General features: G+C 74.9%; 21 protein-coding genes. 9 read left to right on the plus strand and 12 right to left on the minus strand.

The features are described 5' to 3' along the window. Positions 1–33: 33 nt before the first annotated feature. Positions 34–471, minus strand: a complete 438-nt coding sequence (locus ABZ873_RS13675) for a hypothetical protein (protein ID WP_360869964.1) — start codon at positions 469–471, stop codon at positions 34–36. Positions 472–658: 187 nt separating this feature from the next. Here ABZ873_RS13675 and ABZ873_RS13680 point away from each other — a divergent pair, with 187 nt between their 5' ends. Further along, positions 659–1816, plus strand: a complete 1158-nt coding sequence (locus ABZ873_RS13680) for an ROK family transcriptional regulator (protein ID WP_360869967.1) — start codon at positions 659–661, stop codon at positions 1814–1816. A gap of 62 nt (positions 1817–1878) precedes the next feature. Here the strand turns inward: ABZ873_RS13680 and ABZ873_RS13685 are convergent, their stop codons facing one another. Beyond that, positions 1879–2691: a GntR family transcriptional regulator gene (locus tag ABZ873_RS13685; protein WP_360869969.1), complete on the minus strand. Its 813-nt coding sequence runs from the start codon at positions 2689–2691 to the stop codon at positions 1879–1881. 286 nt (positions 2692–2977) lie between these two features. Here ABZ873_RS13685 and ABZ873_RS13690 point away from each other — a divergent pair, with 286 nt between their 5' ends. From ABZ873_RS13690 to ABZ873_RS13705, 4 genes are all read left to right on the plus strand, one after another. After that, a complete protein-coding gene (locus ABZ873_RS13690; RefSeq protein ID WP_360869972.1) occupies positions 2978–3838 on the plus strand; it encodes an alpha/beta fold hydrolase in 861 nt (286 codons plus the stop codon). Positions 3839–3944: 106 nt separating this feature from the next. Next, the gene (locus ABZ873_RS13695) at positions 3945–5513 is read left to right on the plus strand and encodes an alkaline phosphatase D family protein (RefSeq protein WP_360869975.1); all 1569 of its coding nucleotides are present in this window, start codon (positions 3945–3947) and stop codon (positions 5511–5513) included. Positions 5514–5633: 120 nt separating this feature from the next. Next, on the plus strand, positions 5634–7109 hold the full coding sequence (locus ABZ873_RS13700; protein ID WP_360869978.1) for a GNAT family N-acetyltransferase: 1476 nt from the start codon (positions 5634–5636) through the stop codon (positions 7107–7109). Between the two features lie 231 nt (positions 7110–7340). Continuing rightward, positions 7341–9044: a DUF885 domain-containing protein gene (locus tag ABZ873_RS13705; protein ID WP_360869981.1), complete on the plus strand. Its 1704-nt coding sequence runs from the start codon at positions 7341–7343 to the stop codon at positions 9042–9044. Between the two features lie 69 nt (positions 9045–9113). Here ABZ873_RS13705 and ABZ873_RS13710 read toward each other — a convergent pair whose 3' ends face one another. Further along, positions 9114–9677, minus strand: coding sequence for a rhodanese-like domain-containing protein (locus ABZ873_RS13710; protein WP_360869984.1), 564 nt, complete (start codon positions 9675–9677; stop codon positions 9114–9116). Positions 9678–9771: 94 nt separating this feature from the next. Here ABZ873_RS13710 and ABZ873_RS13715 point away from each other — a divergent pair, with 94 nt between their 5' ends. Next, positions 9772–10218: an Lrp/AsnC family transcriptional regulator gene (locus ABZ873_RS13715; protein WP_360869987.1), complete on the plus strand. Its 447-nt coding sequence runs from the start codon at positions 9772–9774 to the stop codon at positions 10216–10218. On the opposite strand, the gene ABZ873_RS13720 is transcribed toward ABZ873_RS13715, so the two are convergent. From ABZ873_RS13720 to ABZ873_RS13730, 3 genes are all read right to left on the minus strand, one after another. Next, positions 10208–13219, minus strand: a complete 3012-nt coding sequence (locus ABZ873_RS13720; RefSeq protein ID WP_360869990.1) for an SMC family ATPase — start codon at positions 13217–13219, stop codon at positions 10208–10210. The two genes, ABZ873_RS13715 and ABZ873_RS13720, sit on opposite strands and share 11 nt — an antisense overlap. Further along, positions 13216–14385 carry an exonuclease SbcCD subunit D gene (locus ABZ873_RS13725; RefSeq protein ID WP_360869993.1) on the minus strand — a complete coding sequence of 390 codons (1170 nt, stop codon included), beginning with the start codon at positions 14383–14385 and terminating at the stop codon, positions 13216–13218. Before ABZ873_RS13725 ends, ABZ873_RS13720 begins: the two co-directional genes overlap by 4 nt. Positions 14386–14469: 84 nt before the next feature. Then, positions 14470–15096 (minus strand): YigZ family protein, encoded by a 627-nt coding sequence (locus tag ABZ873_RS13730; RefSeq protein ID WP_360869996.1) that lies wholly within the window; start codon positions 15094–15096, stop codon positions 14470–14472. A gap of 116 nt (positions 15097–15212) precedes the next feature. On the opposite strand from ABZ873_RS13730, the gene ABZ873_RS13735 reads away from it, so the two are divergent. Continuing rightward, positions 15213–15617, plus strand: a complete 405-nt coding sequence (locus ABZ873_RS13735) for a CoA-binding protein (RefSeq protein ID WP_360870166.1) — start codon at positions 15213–15215, stop codon at positions 15615–15617. A gap of 37 nt (positions 15618–15654) precedes the next feature. On the opposite strand, the gene ABZ873_RS13740 is transcribed toward ABZ873_RS13735, so the two are convergent. After that, entirely contained in the window at positions 15655–16446 is a 792-nt protein-coding gene (locus ABZ873_RS13740) for an acyltransferase (protein WP_360869999.1), read from the minus strand. Positions 16447–16585: 139 nt separating this feature from the next. On the opposite strand from ABZ873_RS13740, the gene ABZ873_RS13745 reads away from it, so the two are divergent. After that, positions 16586–17131, plus strand: a complete 546-nt coding sequence (locus tag ABZ873_RS13745) for a gamma carbonic anhydrase family protein (RefSeq protein WP_360870002.1) — start codon at positions 16586–16588, stop codon at positions 17129–17131. Here the strand turns inward: ABZ873_RS13745 and ABZ873_RS13750 are convergent. From ABZ873_RS13750 to ABZ873_RS13770, 5 genes are all read right to left on the minus strand, one after another. Then, positions 17115–17789 (minus strand): ankyrin repeat domain-containing protein, encoded by a 675-nt coding sequence (locus tag ABZ873_RS13750; protein WP_360870004.1) that lies wholly within the window; start codon positions 17787–17789, stop codon positions 17115–17117. The two genes, ABZ873_RS13745 and ABZ873_RS13750, sit on opposite strands and share 17 nt — an antisense overlap. Further along, the gene (locus ABZ873_RS13755; RefSeq protein WP_360870007.1) at positions 17786–18454 is read right to left on the minus strand and encodes a DedA family protein; all 669 of its coding nucleotides are present in this window, start codon (positions 18452–18454) and stop codon (positions 17786–17788) included. The genes ABZ873_RS13750 and ABZ873_RS13755 overlap by 4 nt, the downstream gene beginning before the upstream one ends. Positions 18455–18512: 58 nt before the next feature. Next, positions 18513–21029, minus strand: coding sequence for a glycoside hydrolase family 3 C-terminal domain-containing protein (locus ABZ873_RS13760; RefSeq protein WP_360870010.1), 2517 nt, complete (start codon positions 21027–21029; stop codon positions 18513–18515). Positions 21030–21144: 115 nt separating this feature from the next. Then, positions 21145–21348 (minus strand): type II toxin-antitoxin system VapB family antitoxin, encoded by a 204-nt coding sequence (locus ABZ873_RS13765; protein ID WP_360870013.1) that lies wholly within the window; start codon positions 21346–21348, stop codon positions 21145–21147. Between the two features lie 114 nt (positions 21349–21462). Beyond that, complete coding sequence (locus tag ABZ873_RS13770; protein WP_360870016.1) at positions 21463–21915, minus strand: DUF4442 domain-containing protein; 453 nt, start codon at positions 21913–21915, stop codon at positions 21463–21465. Between the two features lie 96 nt (positions 21916–22011). On the opposite strand from ABZ873_RS13770, the gene ABZ873_RS13775 reads away from it, so the two are divergent. Next, positions 22012–23040, plus strand: coding sequence for a hypothetical protein (locus ABZ873_RS13775; protein ID WP_360870019.1), 1029 nt, complete (start codon positions 22012–22014; stop codon positions 23038–23040). Positions 23041–23146: the final 106 nt, after the last annotated feature.

Genomic DNA, 23146 nt, shown 5'->3' on the forward strand with positions numbered 1-23146 from the left:
ACCCCGCCCCCCCGGGTCCCAGGCCGGGCGGCCTCAGGGCGGATCGATCACGGTGGCCCCTGCCGTCAGCAGGTAGGGGCCCTCACCGTGCCACTGCGTCACACACACCACGAGCCACCGCTCCCCCACCCGCCACAGGTGCACGTGGTCGGTACCGTCGCACAGCTCGTTCCACGGCTCCGCTATCCCCTCCCCCTCGAACGCGCGCTCCAGCACCGTGCCCAGGCCGAACACCTGGGGCTCCCCCCACCGGTCGGTCACCGCCTGCACGACCGCCCCGTACTCGGCACTGATCTGCTCGACCGCCTCCGGCCGCCCCGAACCGTCGTCCTCCCAGAAGTCCCGGGTCCGTGAGAGCGGGACCAGATGGAATCCCGGACCGCCGCTGCCGTCGCCGGTCCGGACCGGCTCCGCCGGGAACTCCCTCGCCAGGAGCCGGTCGATCGTGTCGAGGTGCTCTGCCGTGGTCATACCGTCAGTATCCCGACCAGCACTGACAACTGGCCCCCCGTCACACGTCCCCCGCACCGGCCGGCAGGCCCGTACGGTGCCGGAGCGGGGCGGGCCCTGCCCGGCCGATGGGGGGCTGGTTCTCGCCGCCGGACCTGCGGCGCAGTACGATCCGGCTGAGAAGGCTCGCTAGCTGGGAGGACACACGTTGGGGCAGCTGACCGGCGGGGATCCCTCTCTGCTCCGGAGGATCAATTCCGCGGTGGTGCTGCGGGCACTGCGCACGGCCGGATCTCCGACCCTCACCGACCTCACACGGCTGACCGGGCTGTCCCGGCCGACCGTCGAGGGGGTCGTGGAGGGCCTGATCGGCACCGGGCTCGTCGTCGAGGCCGAGGCCGAGGAGGGGGCACGCAGGCAAGGACGCCCGGCGAGGCGGTTCCGGTTCCGGGCCGAGGCGGGACATCTGCTCGGCATAGAGATCGGCGCGCACCGGGTGGCGGTACTGCTGTCCGGGCTGGACGGGCGCATCATCGGCGCCGGCACCAAGGAGGTGGCCGAGTCGGCCACCGCGGACGAGCGGCTGGAGCGGGTCCGCGCGGCCGTCGCCGAGCTGCTGCGCCGGGCCGGGGTACCCCGGGGCTCGCTGCGCGCGGTCGGGGTCGGCAGCCCCGGGATCGTGGAGGCGGACGGCACCGTCCGCCTCGGGACGGCGCTGCCCGGCTGGACCGGGCTGCCGCTCGGGGAACGGCTCCAGCGGTCCTTCCGCTGCCCGGTGCAGGTGGAGAACGACGCCAACGCGGCGGCGGTCGCCGAGCACTGGAAGGGTGCCGCGCGGGACACCGGCGACATGGTGTTCGTGATGGCCGGGCTCAGCCCGGGTGCGGGCTCGCTCATCGGCGGGCGGCTGCACCGGGGCTTCGGCGGGGCCGCCGGCGAGATCGGCGCCCTGCACCTGCTGGGCCGCGAGGCCACGCCGGAGCGGCTGCTGTCGACCACGAGTGAGCCGCTGCACCCGCTGGACGAGCCGGCCGTGGCCGAGGTCTTCGCCATGGCCAAGCGGGGGGACGAGCGGGCGGTCGCGGCCGTCGAGCGCTTCCTGCAACGCCTGGTGCACGACGTGGCCGCGCTGGTCCTGGCCATGGACCCGGAGCTGGTGGTCGTCGGCGGCTGGGCGGCCGGGCTGGACGGGATCCTGGAGCCGCTGCGCCGGGAGCTGGAGCGCTACTGCCTGCGGCCGCCGCGCGTGACCCTGTCGATGCTCGGGGAGGCCGCGGTGGCCACCGGGGCGCTCCGGCTCGCGCTGGACCACGTGGAGGAAGAGCTCTTCGCCGTGGAGAAGACGGTCACGGCCCGCAGCCGCTGACGCGGGCGGGCCGTGGCAACGCTTCGGGAGCCGGACTCAGGAGCCGGAGTCCGGAGCAGGGGTCAGGACGCGACGCGCGGCTCGTGGGTGATCTCCACGCCGCCCGAGTCCCCGAAGGTCAGGCGGCAGGTGTCCGCGCGGTACGTGGCCACCGACACGGCGGCGGTGCCCGCGGCGGTGAAGTAGCGGGTGGTCACCAGCAGCACCGGAGCCCCGGGCAGCCGGTCCAGCTCCTTGGCCTCGTCGGCGCGCGCGGAGCCCAGCTCCACCGAGCGGTCCTGGCCGTCCAGCGTCAGCCGCTGCAGCTCGCGCAGCACGGCGCGGGCGCGGGCCGGCCCGGACGGGGCCTCGATGGCGGGCAGTCCGGGCACCGACGCGGCCGGGACGTAGAGCAGTTCGGCGGCGACGGCCTGGCCGTTGGTGACGCGGGTCCGGCGCACCGTGTGCACGGGCTGGTCCTCCGCGAAGACCCCGGAAGCACCGGAGGCACCAGCAGAACCGGCGGAACCAGCAGCACCCGCCCCCAGCAGCCTCAGCACCGCCGCCGTCGGCAGGGTCTCCACCGCGTCCACCGGCTCCCAGCCGTCCGCGGCCTCCCCCGGCCAGCTGTGCTGCGCGCTGCCCACGGCCACACCGACGCGCGGCGGGGCGACCGTCGTGCCCACCCCGCGGCGGCGCTGCAGCCGTCCTTCGAGCTCCAGCTGCTCCAGCGCCTGACGCAGCGTCGCCCGCGCGACGCCGAACCGGGCTGCCAGCTCACGCTCGTTGGGCAGCACCTCGCCTACCGCGAAGTCCTGGTCGAGTGCCTCGCTGAGCACGGTCTTGAGGTGCCAGTACTTCGGTTCCGGCACCGTGTCGAGCTGCGTGGTCCCCACCCTGACTCCTCCTGCCGTCGCTGCACTCGCCGTGTGTTCCAGCGGCAGTTCCGCGCCTTTGTTTATTAAAGGTTCCTGCACTATCCCTGCGACGATAGGACGGTGCACCTACTTGGTCAAGACCAATGCTCATCCCTTGTCCGGGCAGATCGGACATACGCAGCAAGGCGTTCATGGGATGTTCTCGTTTCACCGCAAGCCTTGTAGTCAAGGGCTACCGGACGGTAATCATGGCGGTGGGCACTACTGACAACCTGTCTCGCACGCGCCACCGACGAGGAGCAGCATGACCGCCACCGTCTCCTTCACGATCGACTCGCCGCTCGGCCCCCTCCCCACCACCGTCGCCTACGAGCGCAAGGGCGCGGGCGAACCCCTCCTCCTGCTGCACGGCATCGGCCACCACCTCCAGGCATGGCACCCGGTGACCGGCATCCTGGCCGCCGACCATGACGTGATAGCCGTCGACCTGCCCGGTTTCGGCGCCTCGGCCCCGCTGCCCCCGGGCGTCCCCTACACCCTCGACTCCATCGCACCGGCGCTCGGCGCCCTCTGCGCCGCCCTCGGCATCGAGCGCCCGCACGTCGCCGGGAACTCCCTCGGCGGTCTCCTCGCCCTGGAGATGGGCCGCAGGAACCTCGTCCGGTCGATCACCGCCCTCTCCCCCGCCGGTTTCTGGACCGAGGCCGAGCGCCGCTACGCCTTCGGCACGCTGCTCGCCATGCGCGCCGGCGCCCGCTCGCTGCCCGTCCCGGCCGTCCGCCGCCTCGCGCGCAGCGCCGCCGGCCGCGCCGCGCTCACCGGCAGCATCTACGCCCGCCCGTCCCGGCGTTCGCCGGAGGACGTGGTCGCCGAGACCCTGGCCCTGCGCCATGCCACGGGCTTCGAGGCCACCTTGGCCGCGGGGGGATCCGTACGGTTCACCCACGACGTTCCGGACGTGCCCGTCACCGTCGCCTGGGGCACGCGGGACCGGCTGCTGCTGCGCCGGCAGGGCGTGCGCGCCAAGCAGACCATCCCCGGCGCCCGGCTGGTCCGGCTCCCGGGCTGCGGCCATGTCCCGATGCACGACGATCCGGCGCTGGTCGCCCGGGTCGTGCTCGACACCGCGCGCGGCGCGAGCGGGGGCCCGATCCCGCGCGGATGAGCGGCAGGCGGCTGTTCATCCGGGGTTCGCGTGGGGGACGCGGCCGGGCCGGGGTGCGACGGCACTCTGGTCCGACCCGTCCTCGCCGCCCCCTGGAGTAGCACCGATGGCTTCGACCCCGCACACCCGACGGTCCCTCATCGGCGGTTCCCTCGCCCTGTCCTCGGCGCTGTTCGCCGCTCCGGCGTTCGCCGCCCCCGCCTTCGCCCGCTCCGGGCGGCCGGCCGCGCTCTGGGGCGTCCAGTCCGGCGAGATCACCGCGCACTCGGCCACAGTCTGGACGCGCGCGGACCGGGTGGCGCGGATGTACGTGGAGACCTCCCCGAGCGAGGCGTTCCGCTACGCCGTACGCCGCCACCGCGGCCCGCTGCTCGGCCCCTCGGGCGACTACACGGGGACCACCGTCCTGCGCGACCTGCCTCCCGGCCAGCAGATCCACTACCGGGTCGTCCTCACCGACCCCGACGACCCCCGCCGCGCCTCCGAGCCCGTCCGCGGCAGCTTCCGGACCACGCCCGTCTCCCGCCGCCGCGACGTGCGCTTCCTCTGGTCCGGGGACCTCGCGGGCCAGGGCTGGGGCATCAACCCCGATCTCGGGGGCTACCGGGTCTTCGAGGAGATGCGGCTGCGCGATCCCGACTTCTTCCTGTTCAGCGGGGACACGATCTACGCCGACGGGCCGATCAGGCCCTCGGTGCCGCTGCGCGACGGCGGGGTCTGGCTCAATGTGACCACCGAGGAGAAGTCCAAGGTCGCGGAGACCCTGGCCGAGTTCCGCGGCAACTTCCGCTACAACCTCCTCGACGGCAACCTCCGCGCCTTCAACGCCCAGGTCCCCGTCCTCGCCCAGTGGGACGACCACGAGGTGCGCAACAACTGGTACCCGGGCCAGCTGATCGACGACCCCCGCTACACCGTCAAGGAGGCCGACGTCCTCGCGGCCCGCGCCCGCCGCGCCTTCGGGGAGTACTTCCCGGTCACCGACCTGCGCGGCGGCCGCGCCGAGGGGCGGATGTACCGGGTGATGCGCTACGGGCCGCTGCTCGACGTGTTCGTGCTCGACATGCGGACCTACCGCGACCCCAACTCCCCGAACACACAGGCCCAGGACCCCGTGGGCATCCTCGGCCCCGAGCAGCTGGCCTGGATCAAGCGCGAGCTGTCCCGCTCCCGGGCCACCTGGAAGGTCATCGCCGCCGATATGCCGCTGGGCATCGTCGTCCCCGACGGGGCCACGGACTTCGAGGCCGTCGCCCAGGGCGATCCGGGCGCCCCGCTGGGCCGCGAGCTCCAGATCGCGGAGCTGCTGCGCCACATCAAGCACCGGCGCATCACCGGCACCCTCTGGCTCACCGCCGACGTGCACTACACCGCCGCGAACCACTACGCGCCCGAGCGGGCCGCCTTCACGGACTTCGCGCCGTTCTGGGAGTTCGTGTCCGGGCCCATCGGCGCGGGCGGCTTCCCGGCCGGGCGGCTCGACGCCACCTTCGGGCCGCGGACGGCCTTCGTGCAGTCGGCGCCCTTCGCCAATATGTCCCCGTCGGAGAACCCCCCGTACTACGGGGAGGTCGACATCGACGGCGGGAGCGGTGAACTCACCGTCCGGCTGCGGCGCCAGGGCGGCGGCGTGCTGTTCACCCGGACCCTCCAGCCGGGGCGCGTGGGCCAGTAGGAAAGGGCGGGCAGCCGCGCCGGTCCCGGAAAACTGGAGGAAATCGACCAAGCGGACACTTAACCAGTCGGTCACAGATCGTTCGTGATCACGCAACACCCCTGGGCCACAGTGGTGTGCATGACTGACCGTAACCCCGCCTCCGCCCACCGTCCCCACCGCCACCACTGGCGCCGCGACGTCGTCGAACTGGCCGCGCTGTTCTGCGCCGTCGCGGTCGCCGACGGCATCGCGAATCTTGTCGTACACGGCCCCAGGGGCCCCGTCCTGCTGGTGGCCTCGGCCATCGCCCTGCTCGTGACGGCCGCGTTCCACACCTGGTGGGCGCGCAGGCACAGCCATGCGCCCCCGCACAGCGCACCGCCCGGCGATCCGTCGGCCCCTCCCGGCGCCCAGGACCCGGCCCCCGCGCCCGCCGCCACCGCGGGCACCGCCACCGCCCTCTGGCGGATGCGCACGACCGTACGTGACCAGCCCGGCGCCCTCGCCGCCCTCTGCACCGCCCTGGCCCGCAACGAGGTCGACATCCTCACCCTCCAGACGCACCCCCTGCCCGACGGCGGCACCGTGGACGAGTTCCTGCTGCGCGCCCCCCAGCGGCTGCCCTCCGCCGACCTCACCCGCGCCGTCTCCCGCGCCGGCGGCCACAGCACCTGGATCGAGCGCGCCGACGCCCACGACCTCGTCGACACCCCGACCCGCATGCTGGGCCTGGCCACCCGCACCGCCCTGGACGCCGCCGAGCTGCCGCTCGCCCTGCGCCAGCTGCTCGGCCGCTGCACGATCCACTCGATCCCCGCGACCACCCTCTCCGGCCGCCCCCACGCCGGTGCGGACGCCCCCGTCGAAGGGGTCCTGGAGTCCACGGTCATGCGGCTGCGCGACCCCTCCGGCGGGGCCATCACCGTGGAGCGCCCCTATCTGCCGTTCACCCCGACCGAGTTCGCGCGGGCCCGCGCCCTGGTCGAGCTCGACGCCCGGCTCGGCCCGCGCGTCCCGCGCAGCCAGGACGTGCTGACCCTGCCCGAGGGCAACGAGATCACCGTGCGCCGGGCCGACGGCTCCGACCAGGTCGCCGCCCGCGCCATGCACGACCGCTGCTCCGAGCGCACCCTCGGCCTGCGCTACCACGGCCCCGTCTCCGACGCCGACCGCTACCTCGGGCACCTGCTGAGCCCCCGCTTCGGCCGCACCCTCGCCGCCACCACCGCCTCCGGCAAGCTCGTCGCCCTCGGGCACCTGCTGTGGGACGGGGACGAGACCGAGGTGGCCCTGCTCATCGAGGACGAGTGGCAGCGCCGCGGCATCGGCTCCGAGCTGCTGCGCCGGCTCATCGCGATGGCCTCCGAGGCGGGCTGCGACAGCGTGTACGCCGTCACCCAGGCCGCCAACACCGGCATGGTCGCCGCCATGCGCGGCCTCGGCCTCCCGCTCGACTACCAGATCGAGGAGGGCACCCTGGTGATCACGGCCCGGCTGGCCGCCGCCCCGGCCGCCGCGCGTGTCCCGTACGAGGCCCCGTACGAGGCCCCGTACGAGCTCTCGCACGAGGTCGCGCACGAGCAGCGGGCCGCCACCCCCCGCCCGTCCCGCTGAGCGGACGGCCGGGGCCCGCGGGCACTGCCCCGGGCCCCGGCCCCGACCGGATCCGGCCAAAGTCCGGAGCCGCCCCTACCGGCCCGTAGCACCCCGGCACCGTGAAATGGCCCCAGGACAGCGGAAGTTGATCATCCGCACCGCCTTCCAGCGCCGTCTCCGCGCCCCGCGCGGGCGGGCCCGGGACGAGCGGTGATGACGGGAGTCCACCTCCCGTACGAAGATGGCCGCATGTCAGAGACCCTCCACACCGGCAGTGCACCCCGGCTGCCCCGCCAGGTGGCCGACGCCTACGTCGACGACCTCATCGCCCTCGACCCCATCACGGGCACCTACCTGGGTGTCGCCGAGAGCTCCGCCAGGCTCCCGGACTTCTCCCCGGCCGGCTCCGACGCCCTCGCCGCCCTCGCCCGCGAGACCCTGGCGCGCCTCGACGCCGCCGAGGCCCTGCCCGGCGCCGACAGCGACGCCGAGCGCCGCTGCGGCCGGCTGCTGCGCGAGCGGCTGACCGCCGAGCTGGCGGTCCACGAGGCCGACGAGCACCTGCGCGCGGTCAGCAACATCCACAGCCCCGCGCACTCCGTCCGCGAGGTCTTCTCCCTGACGCCCTCCGAGACCGAGGCCGACTGGGCGGCGATCACCGAACGCCTCCGCGCCGTCCCGACCGCCCTCACCGGCTACCGGGAGAGCCTGCGGCTCGGCCTGGACCGCGGTCTGTACGGGAGCCCGCGCGCGACCACCACCATGATCGGCCAGCTGACCACCTGGGCCGGCCAGGACGGCTCCGCGCCCGCCTTCTTCGAGGAGTTCGTGGCCGGAGGCCCAGAGGCCCTGCGCACCGGCCTGGACGAGGCGGCCGCCGCCGCGACCGCCTCCGTCGTGGAGCTGCGCGACTGGATGACCTCGGTGTACGCCCCGGCCGTCGCGGGCCGCCCGGACACCGTGGGCCGCGAGCGGTACGCCCGCTGGTCCCGCTTCTTCAACGGCACGGACCTGGACCTGGACGAGGCTTACGCGTACGGCTGGTCCGAATACCACCGGCTGCTCGCCGAGATGAAGACCGAGGCGGCCAAGATCCTCCCGGGCGCGGGCCCCTGGGAGGCGCTCAAGCACCTGGACGAGCACGGCACGCACATCGAGGGCGTGGACGAGGTCCGCGCCTGGCTCCAGGGCCTGATGGACGAGGCCATGGACAACCTCGACGGCACCCACTTCGAGCTGGCCGACCGGGTCCGCAAGGTGGAGTCCCGGATCGCCCCGCCCGGCGGCCCCGCCGCGCCGTACTACACCTCGCCCTCGGAGGACTTCTCCCGTCCGGGCCGCACCTGGCTGCCCACCATGGGCCAGACCCGCTTCCCCGTGTACGACCTGGTGTCCACCTGGTACCACGAGGGCGTACCGGGCCACCACCTCCAGCTCGCGCAGTGGACACATGTGGCGGACCGGCTCTCCCGCTACCAGGCCACGGTCGGCATGGTCAGCGCGAACGCCGAGGGCTGGGCGCTGTACGCGGAACGGCTCATGGACGAGCTGGGCTACCTCAAGGACGCCGAACAGCGCCTGGGCTACCTGGACTGCCAGATGATGCGCGCGGCGCGGGTCATCGTGGACATCGGCATGCACCTGGGCCTGGAGATCCCGGCGGACTCCCCCTTCCACCCGGGCGAGACCTGGACGGTGGACCTGGCGCAGGAGTTCTTCGGCCTGCACAGCGGCCGCCCGGCGGACTTCGTGGAGAGCGAGCTGACCCGCTACCTGTCGATGCCCGGCCAGGCCATCGGCTACAAGCTGGGCGAGCGGGCGTGGCTGCTGGGCCGGGACAACGCGCGGGCCGCGCGCGGCGAGTCCTTCGACCTCAAGGCGTGGCACATGGCGGCGCTGTCGCAGGGCTCGCTGGGGCTGGACGACCTGGTGGACGAGCTGTCGAAGCTCTGATGCGGGCGGTACGGGCCCGCTCGCCCCCACCGGGTGCCGAGCGGCCCGTACCCCCGCGGGCGGCGGCCCTCAGCAGCCGCAGTCGGCCGCGTCCGTCGGGGCGGTCAGCGGGTCGGCCCCGGCGCGCCGCCGGCCGCCCTGCCGGGTCTCGACCTCGAAGCCCTCGCGGATCCAGTACTCGATGCCGCCGAGCATCTCCTTGACGCGGAAGCCCAGTTCGGCGAGGGCGAGCGCGGAGCGGGCGCCTCCGTTGCAGCCGGGGCCCCAGCAGTAGGTGACCACGGGCAGGTCCTTGTCCAGCAGCCTCTCGGCCTGCTCGGGGATGAGGGCGGTGGGCAGGTGGACGGCGCCCGGTACGTGGGCCTGGTCCCAGGACGGCGTGGAGCGGGAGTCGACGAGCTGGAAGCCGAGCTCGGCGCCCTGCTCGCGGTGGGCCCGGAAGGCGCTCGCGACGTCGGAGACGTCCGCGTGGAAGGCCAGGCTCGCGGCGAAGTAGGCGGCGGCCGCGGCCGGGGAGGCCGGGGGCACGCGGAGCACGGGGTGGGCGACGGGAGCGGCGGGAGCGGCGATGGCGTCCGGTGTCGTCGTGTTCGTCTGGGTCGTCGTGTTCGTCTGGGTCGTCGTGTTCGTCATGCCCAGAAACCTATGAGCGGCGGATCATGTGCAGAAGTGAGTTTCCCCGGCCCTTTCCTTGAACTGCCGGGGAATCCCCTGCTAGACCTGCCGTATGACCGACTATTCCCCTGATGCCACCGACTGGCGCATCCTGGCCGCCCTCCAGCAGGACGGCCGGGCCAGCTTCACGGAGCTGGCGCGCACCGTCTCCATGTCCGCGAGCGCCGTCACCGAGCGCGTGCGGCGGCTGGAGGAGGCCGGGATCATCACCGGCTACACGGCGGTGGTGGATCCGGAGAAGCTGGGCAAGTCGATCCTCGCGCTGGTGCGGCTGCGCTATCCGCACGGCAACTACAAGCCCTTCCACGACTTCCTGGAGGCCACCCCGGAGATCCTGGAGGCCCACCACGTGACCGGCGACGACTGCTTCGTCCTCAAGGTGGCCGCCCGCTCGATGCGGCATCTGGAGGAGGTCACGGGCCGGATCGCCGGGCTCGGCTCGGTGACGACGAGCGTCGTCTACTCCTCGCCGCTGCCCCGCCGGGCGCTCAGTCCGTGAGCGCCGCCGTGCGGTGGCGGACAACCGAGCCGCCGCGCTGCTTGACGATCTCCAGCTGGGCCTGGACCCGGGTCCGCAGGTCCGCGACATGGCTGACGATGCCGACGCTGCGGTCCCGTTCGCGCAGCGAGTCCAGGACGTCCAGCACCTCGTCCAGCGCCTGGTCGTCCAGGCTGCCGAAACCCTCGTCGATGAAGAGGGTGTCCAGGCGGGTGCCGCCCGCCTCGTCGGTGACCACGTCCGCGAGGCCCAGCGCGAGCGCGAGCGAGGCGAAGAAGGTCTCGCCGCCCGACAGGGTGGCGGTGTCCCGCTCGCTGCCGGTCCAGGCGTCGACCACGTGCAGCCCGAGCCCGGAGCGCCCCCGGCCGCCCGCGCGGGCGTCGGAGTGGACCAGGGTGTACCGGCCGCCGGACATGCGCAGCAGCCGTACGGTCGCGGCGGCGGCCACCTGCTCCAGGCGCGCGGCCAGGACGTACGCCTCCAGCCGCATCTTGCGCCCGTTGTCGGCGGAGGTGCCCGCGGTGAGCCCGGCCAGCCGCGCCACCCGGTCGTACGCCTCGCGCAGCGGGCCGAGCGCGCGCAGTTCCCGTTCGGCCTGCCGGGAGAGCCGGTCCAGCTCCTCGCAGCGGACCCGGGCGGCGTCACAGGCGGAGCCTGCCGTACGAAGCTTCGCCGCGGCCCGGACGGCGTGCTCCTCGGCCGTCTCCGGCTCGGCCGGGGGCAGGGCTGCCGCCTCGGCGGTGCCGGTCTCGGCGAGGCGGTCCGCGAGCAGGGCCTCCTCCGTCTGCCAGGCGTCCAGCCGGTGCTGGAGGGCGGTGCGCTCGTAGTCCGGGAGCACCGCGTCGGCGGCGGCCTCGACGGTGTCGAACCCGGCCTTGAAGGCGGCGTCGGCCAGCTGGTCGTCGGCCTCCTTGAGCCGGGCGGTGGCGGTCTCGGCGCGGCGCAGGCAGCCGGCCGCGCCGGACACCATCCGGACCCGGTCCTCCAGGGTGCGGGCGCGGGCCGCCACGGTGGGCGCGTCGCCCCGTACGAGGGTGAGTTCCGCCTCCAGCGCGGCCTGTTCGCGGTCCAGGGCCTCGCGGCGGGAGGCGCGGGCGGCGGCGCGGGTCTCGGCGTCGAGCCGGTCCGCGCTGCGCGTGGCGTGCTCCCGCTCGGCGCGGGCCAGCCGCTCGCGGGCGGTATGCAGCCCCGCGGCGGCGGCGTGGGCGGCGGCGTGCCGGGCCGTCAGGTCCGAGGTCAGCGCGAGGAGTTCGGCGGTGGTGGAGTCCCCGACGGCGGTGGCGGCCTCGGTGCGGCCCTCCAGGGCGACGGCGAGCCGGCGCTCGGCGTCGGCACGGGCCCGCTCGGCCCCCTCGAAGGCGGCGTGGGCGGCGTCCTCGGCGGCGCGGTCCACATGGCCGGGGGCGGGGCGGGCCGGAGCGGGGTGCTCCGCGGACCCGCACACCGTACACGCCTCCCCCGCCACCAGGGCCTCGGCCAGCTCGGCGGCGATACCGCGCAGCCGGGCCTCCTTGAGGTCCAGCCAGCGCTCCCGGGCGGCGGCCGACTCCTCGCGCAGGGTGCGCAGTTCGCCCTCGGCGTGCTCGGCGTCGGCGGCGAAGGCGTCCCGGCGGCGGGCGGCGCCCAGGTGGATGCGGGCGGGTTCCAGGCGGCCCGCCAGCTGCTCGGCGAGAGTCGCGGCCTGCTGGGCGGTGTCCACGCGCTCCTGGAGGGCGGCCCGGGTCTCGTCCCAGCGGGCCAGCCAGTCGGCGGATTCCTGGTGCTGCTCCTCGGCGGCGCGGGACTCCCGTTCCAGGTCGGCCCGTTCGCGGCCGATCCCGGCGCTGCGCTGCTCGGCGCGGTGGGCGGCCCCGAGGGCGCCCAGTTCCTCGCGCAGCCGCTGTTCGACGGCGGCGAGCTGTTCGGCGCCGGCCTCGCGCAGCGTGGGCGGGAGTTCAGCCCGGGCGGCCGCCTCGGCGTGCGCGGCGGTCAGGTGTGCGGCGCAGGCGGCTCCGCGCAGCTCCAGGGCGGGGGCCACCAGGGCGCCGCGCCGGGCGCGGTCCAGCAGGGCGCGGACGCGTTCCCGTTCGGGTCCGGCCTCCGTGAGCAGGGCGGAGCGGCGCAGGGTCTCGGCGTGGCGACGCTGGAGCCGGTCGAGTTCGCGGGCGTCCTCGGCGGCCCGGCGGGCGGCGGCGTGCCGGCTCTCGACGGCGGCGAGGGCGTACGCGGCGACGTCGAGGCGTTCGCGGGCCGAGCAGCGGGCGACGGCGGCCCAGGCGCGGACGGCCGGGGCGAGCCCGGGATCGCCGGGCTGGTGGGCGGGCAGCGGCCAGGCGCGCAGGTCGGCGCTGTCCCCGGCGGCCTGGGCGAGCCGCTGGGCGGTGTGCAGCACCTTCTCGTCCCCGGCGCGGACCTCGGCCTCGGCGGCGCGGCGGCGCTCCGCGAGCAGGGTCTCGACGGCGGCGAAGCGCCGGGTGTCGAAGAGCCGGCCGAGCAGCCGGCCGCGGGCGGCCTCGTCGGCCCGCAGGAAGCGCGCGAACTCGCCCTGGGGCAGCAGGACGACCTGGCAGAACTGCTCACGGCTCATGCCGAGCAGCTGCTCGATCTCCTCGCCGATCTCCTGGTGGGACTTGCTGAGCGGCGTCCAGCCCTCGGCGGTGTGCTCGCGCAGCCGGCTCTGGGCCTTGTCCTTGGTCGTGCCCGTGCCGCGCTTCTTGGGCCGCTCCTGCTCCGGGCGGCGGGCGATCTCCAGGCGGCGGCCGCCCGCGGTGAGTTCGAGGGTCACCTCGGTGGCGGTGCCGGGGGCGGCGTGGTCGCTGCGCAGGCTGGTGCCAGGAGCCTGGCGGGGGCCGGGGACGGAGCCGTAGAGGGCGTAGCAGACGGCGTCGAGCACGGAGGTCTTGCCCGCTCCGGTGGGTCCGTGGAGCAGGAAGATCCCGGCGGCCGCGAGGGCGTCGAAGTCGATCTCCTGGGACCCGGCGAAGGGTCCGAAGGCGGTGACGGCGAGCCGGTGCAGCCTCATCGGTGGACCTCCCGGCGGCTGTCGTCGGTGCGTACGTCGTCGAAGGCGCCCCGGAGCACGGCCCGTTCGGCCTCGTCGGGCTGTCCGCCGCCGCGCACGTGGGCGACGAAGTCCTCGGCGATCTCCTGGTCGGTGCGGCCGCGCAGCCGCTGGGCGTAGGAGGCCCCGGTGTCCTCCTCGCGGCCCTGCGGGTCGAAGGCGAGGGCGAGGGTGTGCGGGAAGCGGGCGGTGAGGCGGGCCATGGGGTCGTCGGGGCGGACCGGGTCGGTGAGGGTGGCCTCGATCCAGGCGTCCTCGTGGCGGGTGTGGGCCGGGTCCGCCAGCAGGTCGTCGAGGGTGCCGCGCAGCCGGGCGAGGGCGCGCGGGACGGGCGTCGCCACCCGCTCGGCGCGGGCGATCTCGCCCCGCGCGCCGAGTTCGACCAGCCACATGGTCTTGCGGTGGTCGGCCTCGGAGAAGGAGTAGGCGAGCGGGGAACCGGAGTAGCGGACCCGTTCGTTGACGGACTGGCAGCCGTGGAGGTGGCCGAGGGCGGCGTAGTCCACCCCGTCGAAGACGGAGGCGGGCACGGCCTCGACCCCGCCGACGGTGATGTCGCGCTCGCTGTCGCTGGCCTGCCCGCCGGTGACGAAGGCGTGTGCCAGGACCACGGAGCGGGTGCCGGGCGGGCGGGCGGCCAGGTCGGCCCGGATCCGGTCCATGGCCGCGCCCAGGACCGCCTCGTGGCTGACCTGCCGGGCGCCGAGCTGGTCCTTGACCAGGGCGGGCTCCAGGTAGGGCAGCCCATAGAGGGCCACGTCGCCGTGCGCGTCGCCGAGGACGACGGGCTCGGCGCAGCCCGCCGGGTCGGTGCGCAGGTGGATCCCGGCGCGGCCGATGAGCCCGGCGCCGACGCCGAGCCGCCGGGCGGAGTCGTGGTTGCCGGAGATCATGACGGTGGGCACGCCGAGCTCCGCGAGCCGGTGCAGGGCCCGGTCGTACAGCTCGACAGCCGGCAGCGGGGGCACGGCCCGGTCGTAGACGTCACCGGCGACGAGGACGGCGTCCACCTCGTGCTCGCGGACGGTCTCGACGAGGTGGTCGATGAAGACGGCCTGGGCGCCGAGCAGGTTCACGCGGTGGAAGGCCCGGCCGAGGTGCCAGTCGGAGGTGTGCAGGAACTTCACTCGCCGGCCCCGCCGCGCATGCCGTCTCCCCTGGTCGTGTCCCGCTCACCGGTCCCCTCTACGCTAACCCGTCCCCGGGGGCGCTCAGGGCGCGTACGTCTCCCCGCCGAGGGTGAGGGCGGCCGTACCGGCGGTGGTGTCCGCGAGCCATGCCTCGAAGGCGGGCAGGTCGGCCTCGGGCAGGGCCACCTCGATCTCGACGGCGGCCCCGTAGCGGAGGTCGACCACGGTCCGGCCGGTGGAGCGCAGGTCGTTCTGGGTCTTTCCGGCCCGCTGGTGGTCGACGGTGACGGTGGCGAGCCGGTAGCGGCGCCGGGTGACGGTGCCGAGCGCGTCGAGGGCTTCGCCGACGACCCCTCCGTAGGCCCGGATGAGCCCGCCGGCGCCGAGCTTCACGCCGCCGTAGTAGCGGGTGACGACGGCGACGGCGTAGCGGACGTCGCGGCGCATGAGCATCTGGAGCATGGGGACCCCGGCGGTGCCGCCGGGCTCGCCGTCGTCGCTGGCCTTCTGGACGGAGGCGTCGGCGCCGACGACGTAGGCGAAGCAGTTGTGGGTGGCGGTGGGGTGCTCCTTGCGGACGCGCGCGACGAAGTCCTGGGCCTCCCGCTCGGTCGCGGCGGGGGCGAGCGAGCACAGGAAGCGCGAGCGGTTGATCTCCGCCTCGTGCACGCCCTCGCGGGCCACGGTCACGTACTGGTCTGCCTTCACCGCTCCACCCTACGGGGAATCGGACATGTGTCCCTTCGGTTGAGGGCAGGGATGGGGCAGTGACCTGGCAGTGTTACGTGGCAGTGGACGGCAGCGGACAGCAGGAGGCGGCAGACGTGTACGGCGACCCGGAGACCATTCGCAGGATCCTCACCGAGCGCGGTGACACCTGGGCCGTGGTGGGCCTCTCGAACAACCAGGACCGGGCGGCCTACGGGGTGGCCCGCGTGCTCCAGCGGTTCGGCAAGCGGGTGGTCCCCGTACACCCCAAGGCGGAGACGGTGCACGGCGAGCCGGGCTACGCCTCGCTGCGGGACATCCCCTTCAAGGTGGACGTGGTGGACGTCTTCGTGAACAGCGCGCTGGCCGGGCCGGTGGCCGACGAGGCGGCGGCGATCGGGGCCGAGGCCGTCTGGTTCCAGCTGGGTGTGGTCGACGAGGCCGCCTACGAGCGCGCCCGCACGGCCGGCCTGGACATGGTCATGAACCGCTGCCCGGCCATAGAGATCCCGGCGCTGTGACGGGGAGCCTCCCGGCCTGGGGGCCAGGGGCCAGGGGCTAGGCCGACTCGGCGGGGGCCGGTTCCGCCGCCGCGCGTTCCAGCGCGGCGAGTTCCGCCTCCGTCAGCTCGGCCAGCCCGCGCAGCTGCTCCGGGGTGGTCCCGTCCGGGATCGGCACCGGGGCGGGTGTGCGCAGCGGCGGCTGCCAGCCCGTCTCCGGCCGCCAGCGCCGCACGATCCGGGCCGGGGCCCCGGCGACCACGGCGTGGTCCGGTACCTCGCCCCGTACGACGGCCCCCGCGGCCACCACGACATTGCGGCCGAGCCGGGCACCCGGGAGGATCACCGCGCCGGTGCCGAGCCAGCAGCCGGGGCCGATCTCGACGGGCGCGTTGCGCGGCCACTGCCGGCCGACGGGCTCGTGCGGGTCGTCGTAGCTGTGGTTGGTGGAGGTGATGTAGACGCCGGGGCCGCAGAAGGTGTTCGAGCCGATGGTGATGCGGGCGTCCGCGATGACATGGCTGCCGCGGCCGAGGACCACCCCGTCGCCGAGCACGAGCATCGGCTCCGTACCGAGGTCGAGGTCCGGCATCATGCCGGCGGTCAGGGTGACCTGCTCGCCGATGATGCAGTGGCCGCCGAGGCGGATCCACCGCTCGCCGAAGACCGTTCCCTGCGGGAAGGCGAGCCGGGTGCCGTCCCCGATGGCGCCGAAGCGCAGCCGGCCCGGGGTCTGCGCGGTGACCGCGCCGGCCTGCTGCATCCAGCGCCAGCCGCTGTGGACCACGCGGCTCGCCAGCCGACGGCGCAGCACCGCCACGGATGAGAACGTGTTCTTTTTCTTCGGCACCCGGCCACGGTAGTGCGCGCCGCGCCGCGCGTCGGGACCGCGGTCCTGTGATCTTCACCCCATCGCCGGAAGGGCGGCCCGCGTGGCCTACCGTGCTCTTGGCGCGGCAGCGGACGAGCGACGACGGAGGAACGACAAGATGACGCACCAGGCGGCCCGGGCACTCGTGGCGGGTGTCGGCGGCAAGCACCCGGAGATCGACCCGACGGCCTTCACGGCGCCCACCTCGGTGGTGATCGGCGAGGTCACCCTCGCCGCCGGGGCGAGCGTCTGGTACTCGGCGGTGCTGCGCGCGGACTGCGGCCCGATCACGGTGGGCGCCGACAGCAACGTGCAGGACAACTGCACGCTGCATGTGGACCCGGGCTTCCCGGTCTCGATCGGCGAGCGGGTCTCCATCGGCCACAACGCCGTCGTGCACGGCTGCACGGTCGAGGACGACTGTCTGATCGGCATGGGCGCGACCGTGCTGAACGGCGCGGTGATCGGCGCCGGTTCCCTCGTCGCCGCGCAGGCGCTGGTCCCGCAGGGCATGGTGGTCCCGCCCGGCTCCCTGGTCGCGGGCGTGCCCGCCAAGGTCCGCCGCGAGCTGACCGAGGAGGAGCGCGAGGGGCTCAAGGTCAACGCCGCGATGTACGTGGACCTGGCCGGGCAGCACCGCGCCTCGGTCACCCCCGGGGCGTAGGCGGCCCGGCCGCCGTCAGCAGCGCCCGGACGGCCCGGTGGCCGGGGGTCGCCGCGTCGGACCGCCGCCACTGGCCCGCCTCCCGCAGGGTCGCTTCCGTGACGGCCGCGCCGCGCGTGAGCAGCCGCTCCACCGTGGCGGGGAAGTCGAGGCGGACGGCCCAGTCGAGCGCGGTGCGGTCCCGCTTGCGCTCCTCGACGTCGGCGCCCCGGTCCAGCAGGAGGTCCACCAGCTCCGGGCACCCCTCCCCCGCCGAGGTGGCCGCCAGCACCAGCGGTACCTGGCGCAGCCGGCCGGCGGGGCCGCCCGGCGGGGCACCCGCGTCGAGGAGGGCCCGGGCCACGGCCGCGTACCCGTTCATCGCCGCGAGCGCGAGCGGCGTCGACTCGTCATAGGGGCCGGCGGCCCGCAGCGGGTCGGCGCCCGCCGCGAGGAGCAGCCGGACCACCTCCGCGTGGCCCGCGCACACGGCCAGGTCCAGCGCCCTGCGGCCGTCGGGAACCCAGGCGTCCGCCTCGGCTCCCCCGGCGAGCAGGCTCCGTACCAGGGCCGTGTCGCCGCGCTCGGCGGCCCGTCCCAGGCCGTTCGCCAGCGGGAGGTACCGGCCCGCGCGGCCCCGCGAGGACCAGTCGGACCCCGCGCGCGGCGGCTCGGTCATTCGCCCACGGTGGCGCGCGCGGCCGACTGCTGGGCCGGGATCTCCGCGTCCCCGGCGGCCGCCGCGGCCTTCTTCATGCGGCTGCGCATCACCAGCGTCACCGCGAGCCCGAAGGCCACCGCGAGGGCCAGCGCCAGCCAGGAGAACCGCTTGAGCCAGGGCTCCGCGACGATGCCGACCGAGTAGATGACGGCGGTGGTGCCGCCCGCCCAGAGGATGCCGCCGAGCACGTTGGCGACGAGGAAGCGCCAGTACGGCATGTGCAGGACGCCCGCCAGCGGCCCGGCGAAGATCCGCAGCAGGGCCACGAAGCGTCCGAAGAAGACGGCCCACATGCCCCACTTCTCGAAGGACCGCTCCGCGACCGCCACCTGCTGCGGCCCGAAGTGCTTCGGGAAGCGCCGGCCCAGCCGCTCCAGCAGCGGCTTCCCGCCGCGGCGGCCGATCGCGTAGCCGATCGAGTCCCCGACGATGGCGCCGGCGATCGCGCACAGGCCGAGGACGACGGGGTCGATCTCGCCGTGCTGGGAGGCCAGCAGGGCCGAGCTGACCAGGATGATCTCCCCCGGCAGGGGGATGCCCAGGCTCTCCAGCCCGATGACCAGACCGACCAGGAGATAGATGCTGACCGCGGGAATCGTCTCCAGCCATTCCTGGATGTGCACCGGTGCGTCCTCCCGAGTCCTCGCCGGCGCGACCCCTGTGACACGCCGAACGGGCAGCCTATCCGCTCCCCACCACGACCTTTGACCTCAGCGGCAGATCCCCGGAGGAACGCCCGGCGAACACCTCCCGCCGGCCGGTGCCGAGGACCCAGGCGTGCTGTTCCGCGTCCCAGGAGGACAGGGCCCGCGCGTCGATGTCCACGGTGACCCGCCGGGCCTCGCCGGGGGCGAGGGTGAGCCGCCGGTAGCCGGCCAGTGCCCGTACCGGCTGGTCCAGGCGCAGGGCGGGGGACGGCCCCACGTACACCTGGGCCACCTCGGTGCCCTTGCGGCGGCCGGTGTTGCGGACGGTGAACTCCGCGCGGAGCCCGCCGCGTTCCGGCCGTACGGTGAGCTTGTCGTACTGCCATGTCGTGTACGAGAGCCCGTGCCCGAAGGGGAACAGCGGGGCCACGTGCCGGGCGTCGTACCAGCGGTGGCCGGTGTGGACCCCCTCGGCGTACTCCTGCCGGCCGCCCACGCCCGGGTAGCGCAGCGGGTCCTCGCCGGTCGGTGTCCGGCGCTCGTCGGCCGGGAAGGTCTGCGTGAGGCGGCCGCCCGGGTCCACGTCCCCGAAGAGGAGGTCGGCGGTGGCCGCCGCGCCCTCCTGCCCCGGGTAGTACATCTGGAGGACCGCGCCGGTACGGGAGAGCCATGGCATGGTCGTCGCGGACGGGGTGTTGAGCACCACGGTGGTACGGGGGTTGGCCGCGGCCACCGCTTCGATCAGCTTCTCCTGGCCGCCGGGGAGGGCGAGGGAGGTACGGTCCCTGCCCTCGGTGGAGTCCGCGTAGGCGAACAGGACCACGCTGCGGGCCGCCTGGGCCGTCCTCACCGCCTCCGCGAGGTCCGCAGCCCGGGTCGCCCCGGTGATGTGCCGCAGCCGGAAGCGCTGGCCCCGGTCCCCTCCCTCGGCGGTCACCGAGAGCCGGTGGACGCCCGCGGTGAGGGCGAGGGTGCGGCGGCGGACGGCCATGCCGTCGGGGGCGGAGCCGAGCAGTCCGCCCTCCTGGTGCTCGGCGGCGCCGGGCCGGACGGGGAAGAGGTCCTGCCCGTCGAGGCGGACCACGGGCCGCTTGCCGGTGTAGTGGACGAGCAGGGTCCACTCGTCGGCCGCCGCGAGCCGGAAGGCGGCCTCGTGGCGCCACACCTGCCCGGCGCCGACGCCGCGCCCGTCGAGTCCGGTGTCCGGGGTCAGCAGTCCCGCGGGCAGCGGTCTGCCGTACAGGTCCTCGCCGAGGGCGTGGCGCACGGTCGCGCCCTTCCCGGCCCGCCGCCGGATCGCGGTGAGCGGGGCCTCCGCACCGTCGGGGACCACGTGCGCGCTGCCGCCGCCGCCCACGAACGGCACCTGGCCGGTGGGCCCGATCACCGCGAGGGAGCGGGCCGCGGCCCCGGCCAGCGGCAGCGTGCCGTGCTCGTTGCGCAGCAGCACCGCCCCGGCGGTGGCCACCGTACGGGCGAGGCGGGCCCCGGCACGGGCGTCGCGCGGGGGCCGGGCCGGGGGGCGGGCCGTGAGCAGGCCGAAGCGGTCCATGGTGGTGAGGATGCGGTGGACGGCCAGGTCCAGGGCCTCCTCCTGTACGGCGCCGCCGTGCACGGCCTGGCGCAGCGGCGCGCCGAAGTGGGTGCCGCCGGGCATCTCCATGTCGAGGCCGGCGCGGACGGCGGCGACGGTGCCGTGGACGGCTCCGGGGCCGGAGAGCACCCAGCCGTCGAATCCCCAGCGGCCCCGCAGCAGTTCCTCCAGCAGCGGGCGGCTCTCCCCGGCGTGCACCCCGTTGACCTTGTGGGAGGCGGCGGCGACGGCGCCCGCGCCGGCGGCCACGGCGGCCTCGAAGCCCCGTAGCTCGGTCTCGTACAGGGTCTGTTCGGAGACGATCGCGTCGACGGTGTCGCGGCCCTGCTCCTGGTGGTGGAGGGCGAAGTGCTTGACGGCGGCGATGAGCCCTTCGTCCTGGATCCCGCGCACCGTCTCGCCCGCGAGGTCGGCGGTCAGCCGCGGGTCCTCGGAGAAGGTCTCGAAGTTCCGGCCGGCGTACGGGGTGCGGATCAGGTTGACCATCGGGGCGAGGAGAACGTCCTGGCCGAGCGCCCGGCCCTCCCGGCCGAGGAGCCGCCCGTACGCGCGGGCCAGCGCGGGATCGAAGGCGGAGGCCAGCATCACGGGCGCGGGCAGTGCGGTGGCCCGCCGCGCGACGCGGACCCCGGCGGGCCCGTCGGCGAGGCGCAGCGGGGGGATGCCCAGGCGCCGTACGCCGGGCACGTATCCGGCCTGGCCGAGGGGCGCGGGGTCGGCGGCGCCGTGCAGCAGGGCCGTCTTCTCGTCCAGGGTGAGCCGCTGCACCAGGGTCTCGATCCGGGCGGCGCTGCCCGGTTCGGCGGCGGCGGGCGCGGGCGGTGCCGCGTGCGGCCGCGCGCCGGGGCCGGTGGCGGCGCCGGGCGGCACGGCGGGGGCGCAGGCGGCCGCCCCGAGGGCCACGCCCGCCGCCACGGCGAGGCGCAGCGCCGAACGTCTGGACACGGCCTCGCTCATGGCGTCTCCCTGGGGCCCGGTGCGGCGGGAGCGGCCCGCGCCGGACCGCTCCCGGGGCCACTGTGCGCCGCGCCCCGGCGGGGCGGGCGCAGACGCGCCCCGCCGGGGGTCCCGTTCAGCCCTCCGGCAGCGGCGGGGGCAGGCTCTCGCTCTTGCGGCCGGGCTCGTCCTGGAGCTGGACCCGCGCCTCGGTGCGGTGGCCGCGCGCGATGTAGTCCCGTACGACCGCCTCCACCGCGTCCTGCGGGGAGCCGACCCCGGCGAGCACCATCACCTCCACCACGAGCTCGGCGTCGAGACTGATGTTGACCTTGGCCATGGGTACCCCCTGCGTCGTCGTGCGAGGACTGTAGCGCCGGGGGTGGAGGCCGGGGCCGGAAACAGCACGTGCCCGCCGGCCCCGGGGGGCGGCGGGCACGTGGGGCACCGGTGCTCAGGCGTTGGGGCGCAGGGTCCAGACGACGGTCATCTCGCCGGTCACGGCCTCGTCCTCGCGCTGGATGGCGACGGTGACGGGGAACTCGGGACGGCCGCCCGCGTCGAGCTCGGCCACGACCTCCGCGGCCGGGCGGCCGAGGGTGGCGGTGGCGGTGACGACGCCCTTGGCCAGCTTCTTGTAGCCGATCTCGGCCTTGACGGCGAGGGGGACGGCGCGCGAGAGCTGGTCGCCGAAGGCGGCCAGGACGATCGCGCCGCTCGCGGACTCGGCGAGGGTGAACATGGCGCCGGCGTGCGGGCCGCCGACGTGGTTGTGGTAGTCGGGCTGGTCCGGGAGCCGGACGACGGCGCGCTCGGGGGTGGTCTCCAGGAACTGGAGGTTCAGGGTCCGGGCCATCGGCACGGTCGCCGCGAGCAGTTCGCCCACGTTCATCTGGTCTGCGCTCATGGGCCGCGATGTTACCCGCGAGTAGAGCCGATTGGCCAGTGCTCTCCGGGGGGCGGCCGTGGCTCCCGGGGACCCCTCCCACTATCGTTACCGGCCATGTGGCCAGGACAGCAGCAGCCGCCAGGGGGCGAACAGAACCCTCAGGACGCGCAACAGAACCCGTACGCGCAGCCTCCGGGACAGCCGGGGCAGCCGAACCCGTACCAGCAGCAGCCCGGTTACGGATACCCGCAGCAGCCGGGCTACCAGCAGCCCGGCGCCATGCCCGGGCAGCCGTGGGGCCAGCCCCAGCAGCCTCAGCCGCCCCAGCCGGCGCAGGGATCCGGCGGCAGCCCGTACACGACGAAGACCGTGGCCATCGTGGCCGTCTCCGCGGTCGTCGTCGTGGCCGCCGCGATGAGCGCATATGTGCTGACCCGGGACGACAAGAAGACCGAGGCGAACGACAAGCCGCAGGCCAGCGCCTCGGCTCCGGCCCCGGAGACCCCCGCCCCGGCGGGCAGCAGCCCCAACCCGCGGGCCGGCGGCGAGATGAAGCCGGTCATCCCGGGCTGGAAGGTCGTCGTCAACACCAAGTACGGCGTGGCCTACGACGTGCCGCCCGAGTGGAACGTCAACGAGTCGGGCGCGATCCTCTTCTACGACGACGAGATCAAGAACGACGGCAAGCCCGTCATCACCATGACCGGCACCGCCACCCTCAAGCGCGAGTGGTGCACCGTCGACAAGAACGCCGACGGCAGCCTGGAGAAGTTCTCCATCGCCGACGCCGGCGTCAAGGGCGCCCAGGGCGCCAAGGACACCGGCCAGGCCGCCCACGACAACACCGGCACCTGGGTCTGGGCGGGCTTCGCGCAGAAGGAGCCCAAGGGCACGGTCAAGGTGACCGAGCCCAAGGAGTACACGACCTCCTCCGGCCTCAAGGGCCACATGGTGGTGGCGACCGCCGCGAACGTGAAGAAGGAGCACAAGTGCGCCACCGACGGCAAGGCCGTCGGCTTCGCCTTCAAGAACGCGGTCGGTGACTTCGCCAGCTTCGCGCTGATCAGCGCGGCGGGAGTCAAGGAGGAGGTCGGGACGGACGTCTCCGACAAGGTCCTCAGCTCCGTCCGCCTCACCAGCTGACGCCCCGCGCGGCAGCCCCGCGTGGGCCCCGCCCCGGGCCGGCAATCCGTTTGGATTATCGGCCCGGGGCGGGGATAGTCCACGGGTGAGCCTTCCTCCCGACGCA

Source organism: Streptomyces sp. NPDC047014 (assembly GCF_040644195.1).
GTDB lineage: Bacteria > Actinomycetota > Actinomycetes > Streptomycetales > Streptomycetaceae > Streptomyces.

Bases quoted from the DNA above. Each gene is read 5' to 3' on its own strand.
- ABZ873_RS13705 (WP_360869981.1), top strand. From the start codon at position 7,341: ATGTCAGAGACCCTCCACACCGGCAGTGCACCCCGGCTGCCCCGCCAG.
- ABZ873_RS13775 (WP_360870019.1), top strand. From the start codon at position 22,012: ATGTGGCCAGGACAGCAGCAGCCGCCAGGGGGCGAACAGAACCCTCAG.
- ABZ873_RS13760 (WP_360870010.1), bottom strand. From the start codon at position 21,029: ATGAGCGAGGCCGTGTCCAGACGTTCGGCGCTGCGCCTCGCCGTGGCG.
- ABZ873_RS13750 (WP_360870004.1), bottom strand. From the start codon at position 17,789: ATGACCGAGCCGCCGCGCGCGGGGTCCGACTGGTCCTCGCGGGGCCGC.
- ABZ873_RS13695 (WP_360869975.1), top strand. From the start codon at position 3,945: ATGGCTTCGACCCCGCACACCCGACGGTCCCTCATCGGCGGTTCCCTC.
- ABZ873_RS13720 (WP_360869990.1), bottom strand. From the start codon at position 13,219: ATGAGGCTGCACCGGCTCGCCGTCACCGCCTTCGGACCCTTCGCCGGG.
- ABZ873_RS13765 (WP_360870013.1), bottom strand. From the start codon at position 21,348: ATGGCCAAGGTCAACATCAGTCTCGACGCCGAGCTCGTGGTGGAGGTG.
- ABZ873_RS13675 (WP_360869964.1), bottom strand. From the start codon at position 471: ATGACCACGGCAGAGCACCTCGACACGATCGACCGGCTCCTGGCGAGG.
- ABZ873_RS13770 (WP_360870016.1), bottom strand. From the start codon at position 21,915: ATGAGCGCAGACCAGATGAACGTGGGCGAACTGCTCGCGGCGACCGTG.
- ABZ873_RS13715 (WP_360869987.1), top strand. From the start codon at position 9,772: ATGACCGACTATTCCCCTGATGCCACCGACTGGCGCATCCTGGCCGCC.
- ABZ873_RS13710 (WP_360869984.1), bottom strand. From the start codon at position 9,677: ATGACGAACACGACGACCCAGACGAACACGACGACCCAGACGAACACG.
- ABZ873_RS13745 (WP_360870002.1), top strand. From the start codon at position 16,586: ATGACGCACCAGGCGGCCCGGGCACTCGTGGCGGGTGTCGGCGGCAAG.
- ABZ873_RS13690 (WP_360869972.1), top strand. From the start codon at position 2,978: ATGACCGCCACCGTCTCCTTCACGATCGACTCGCCGCTCGGCCCCCTC.
- ABZ873_RS13700 (WP_360869978.1), top strand. From the start codon at position 5,634: ATGACTGACCGTAACCCCGCCTCCGCCCACCGTCCCCACCGCCACCAC.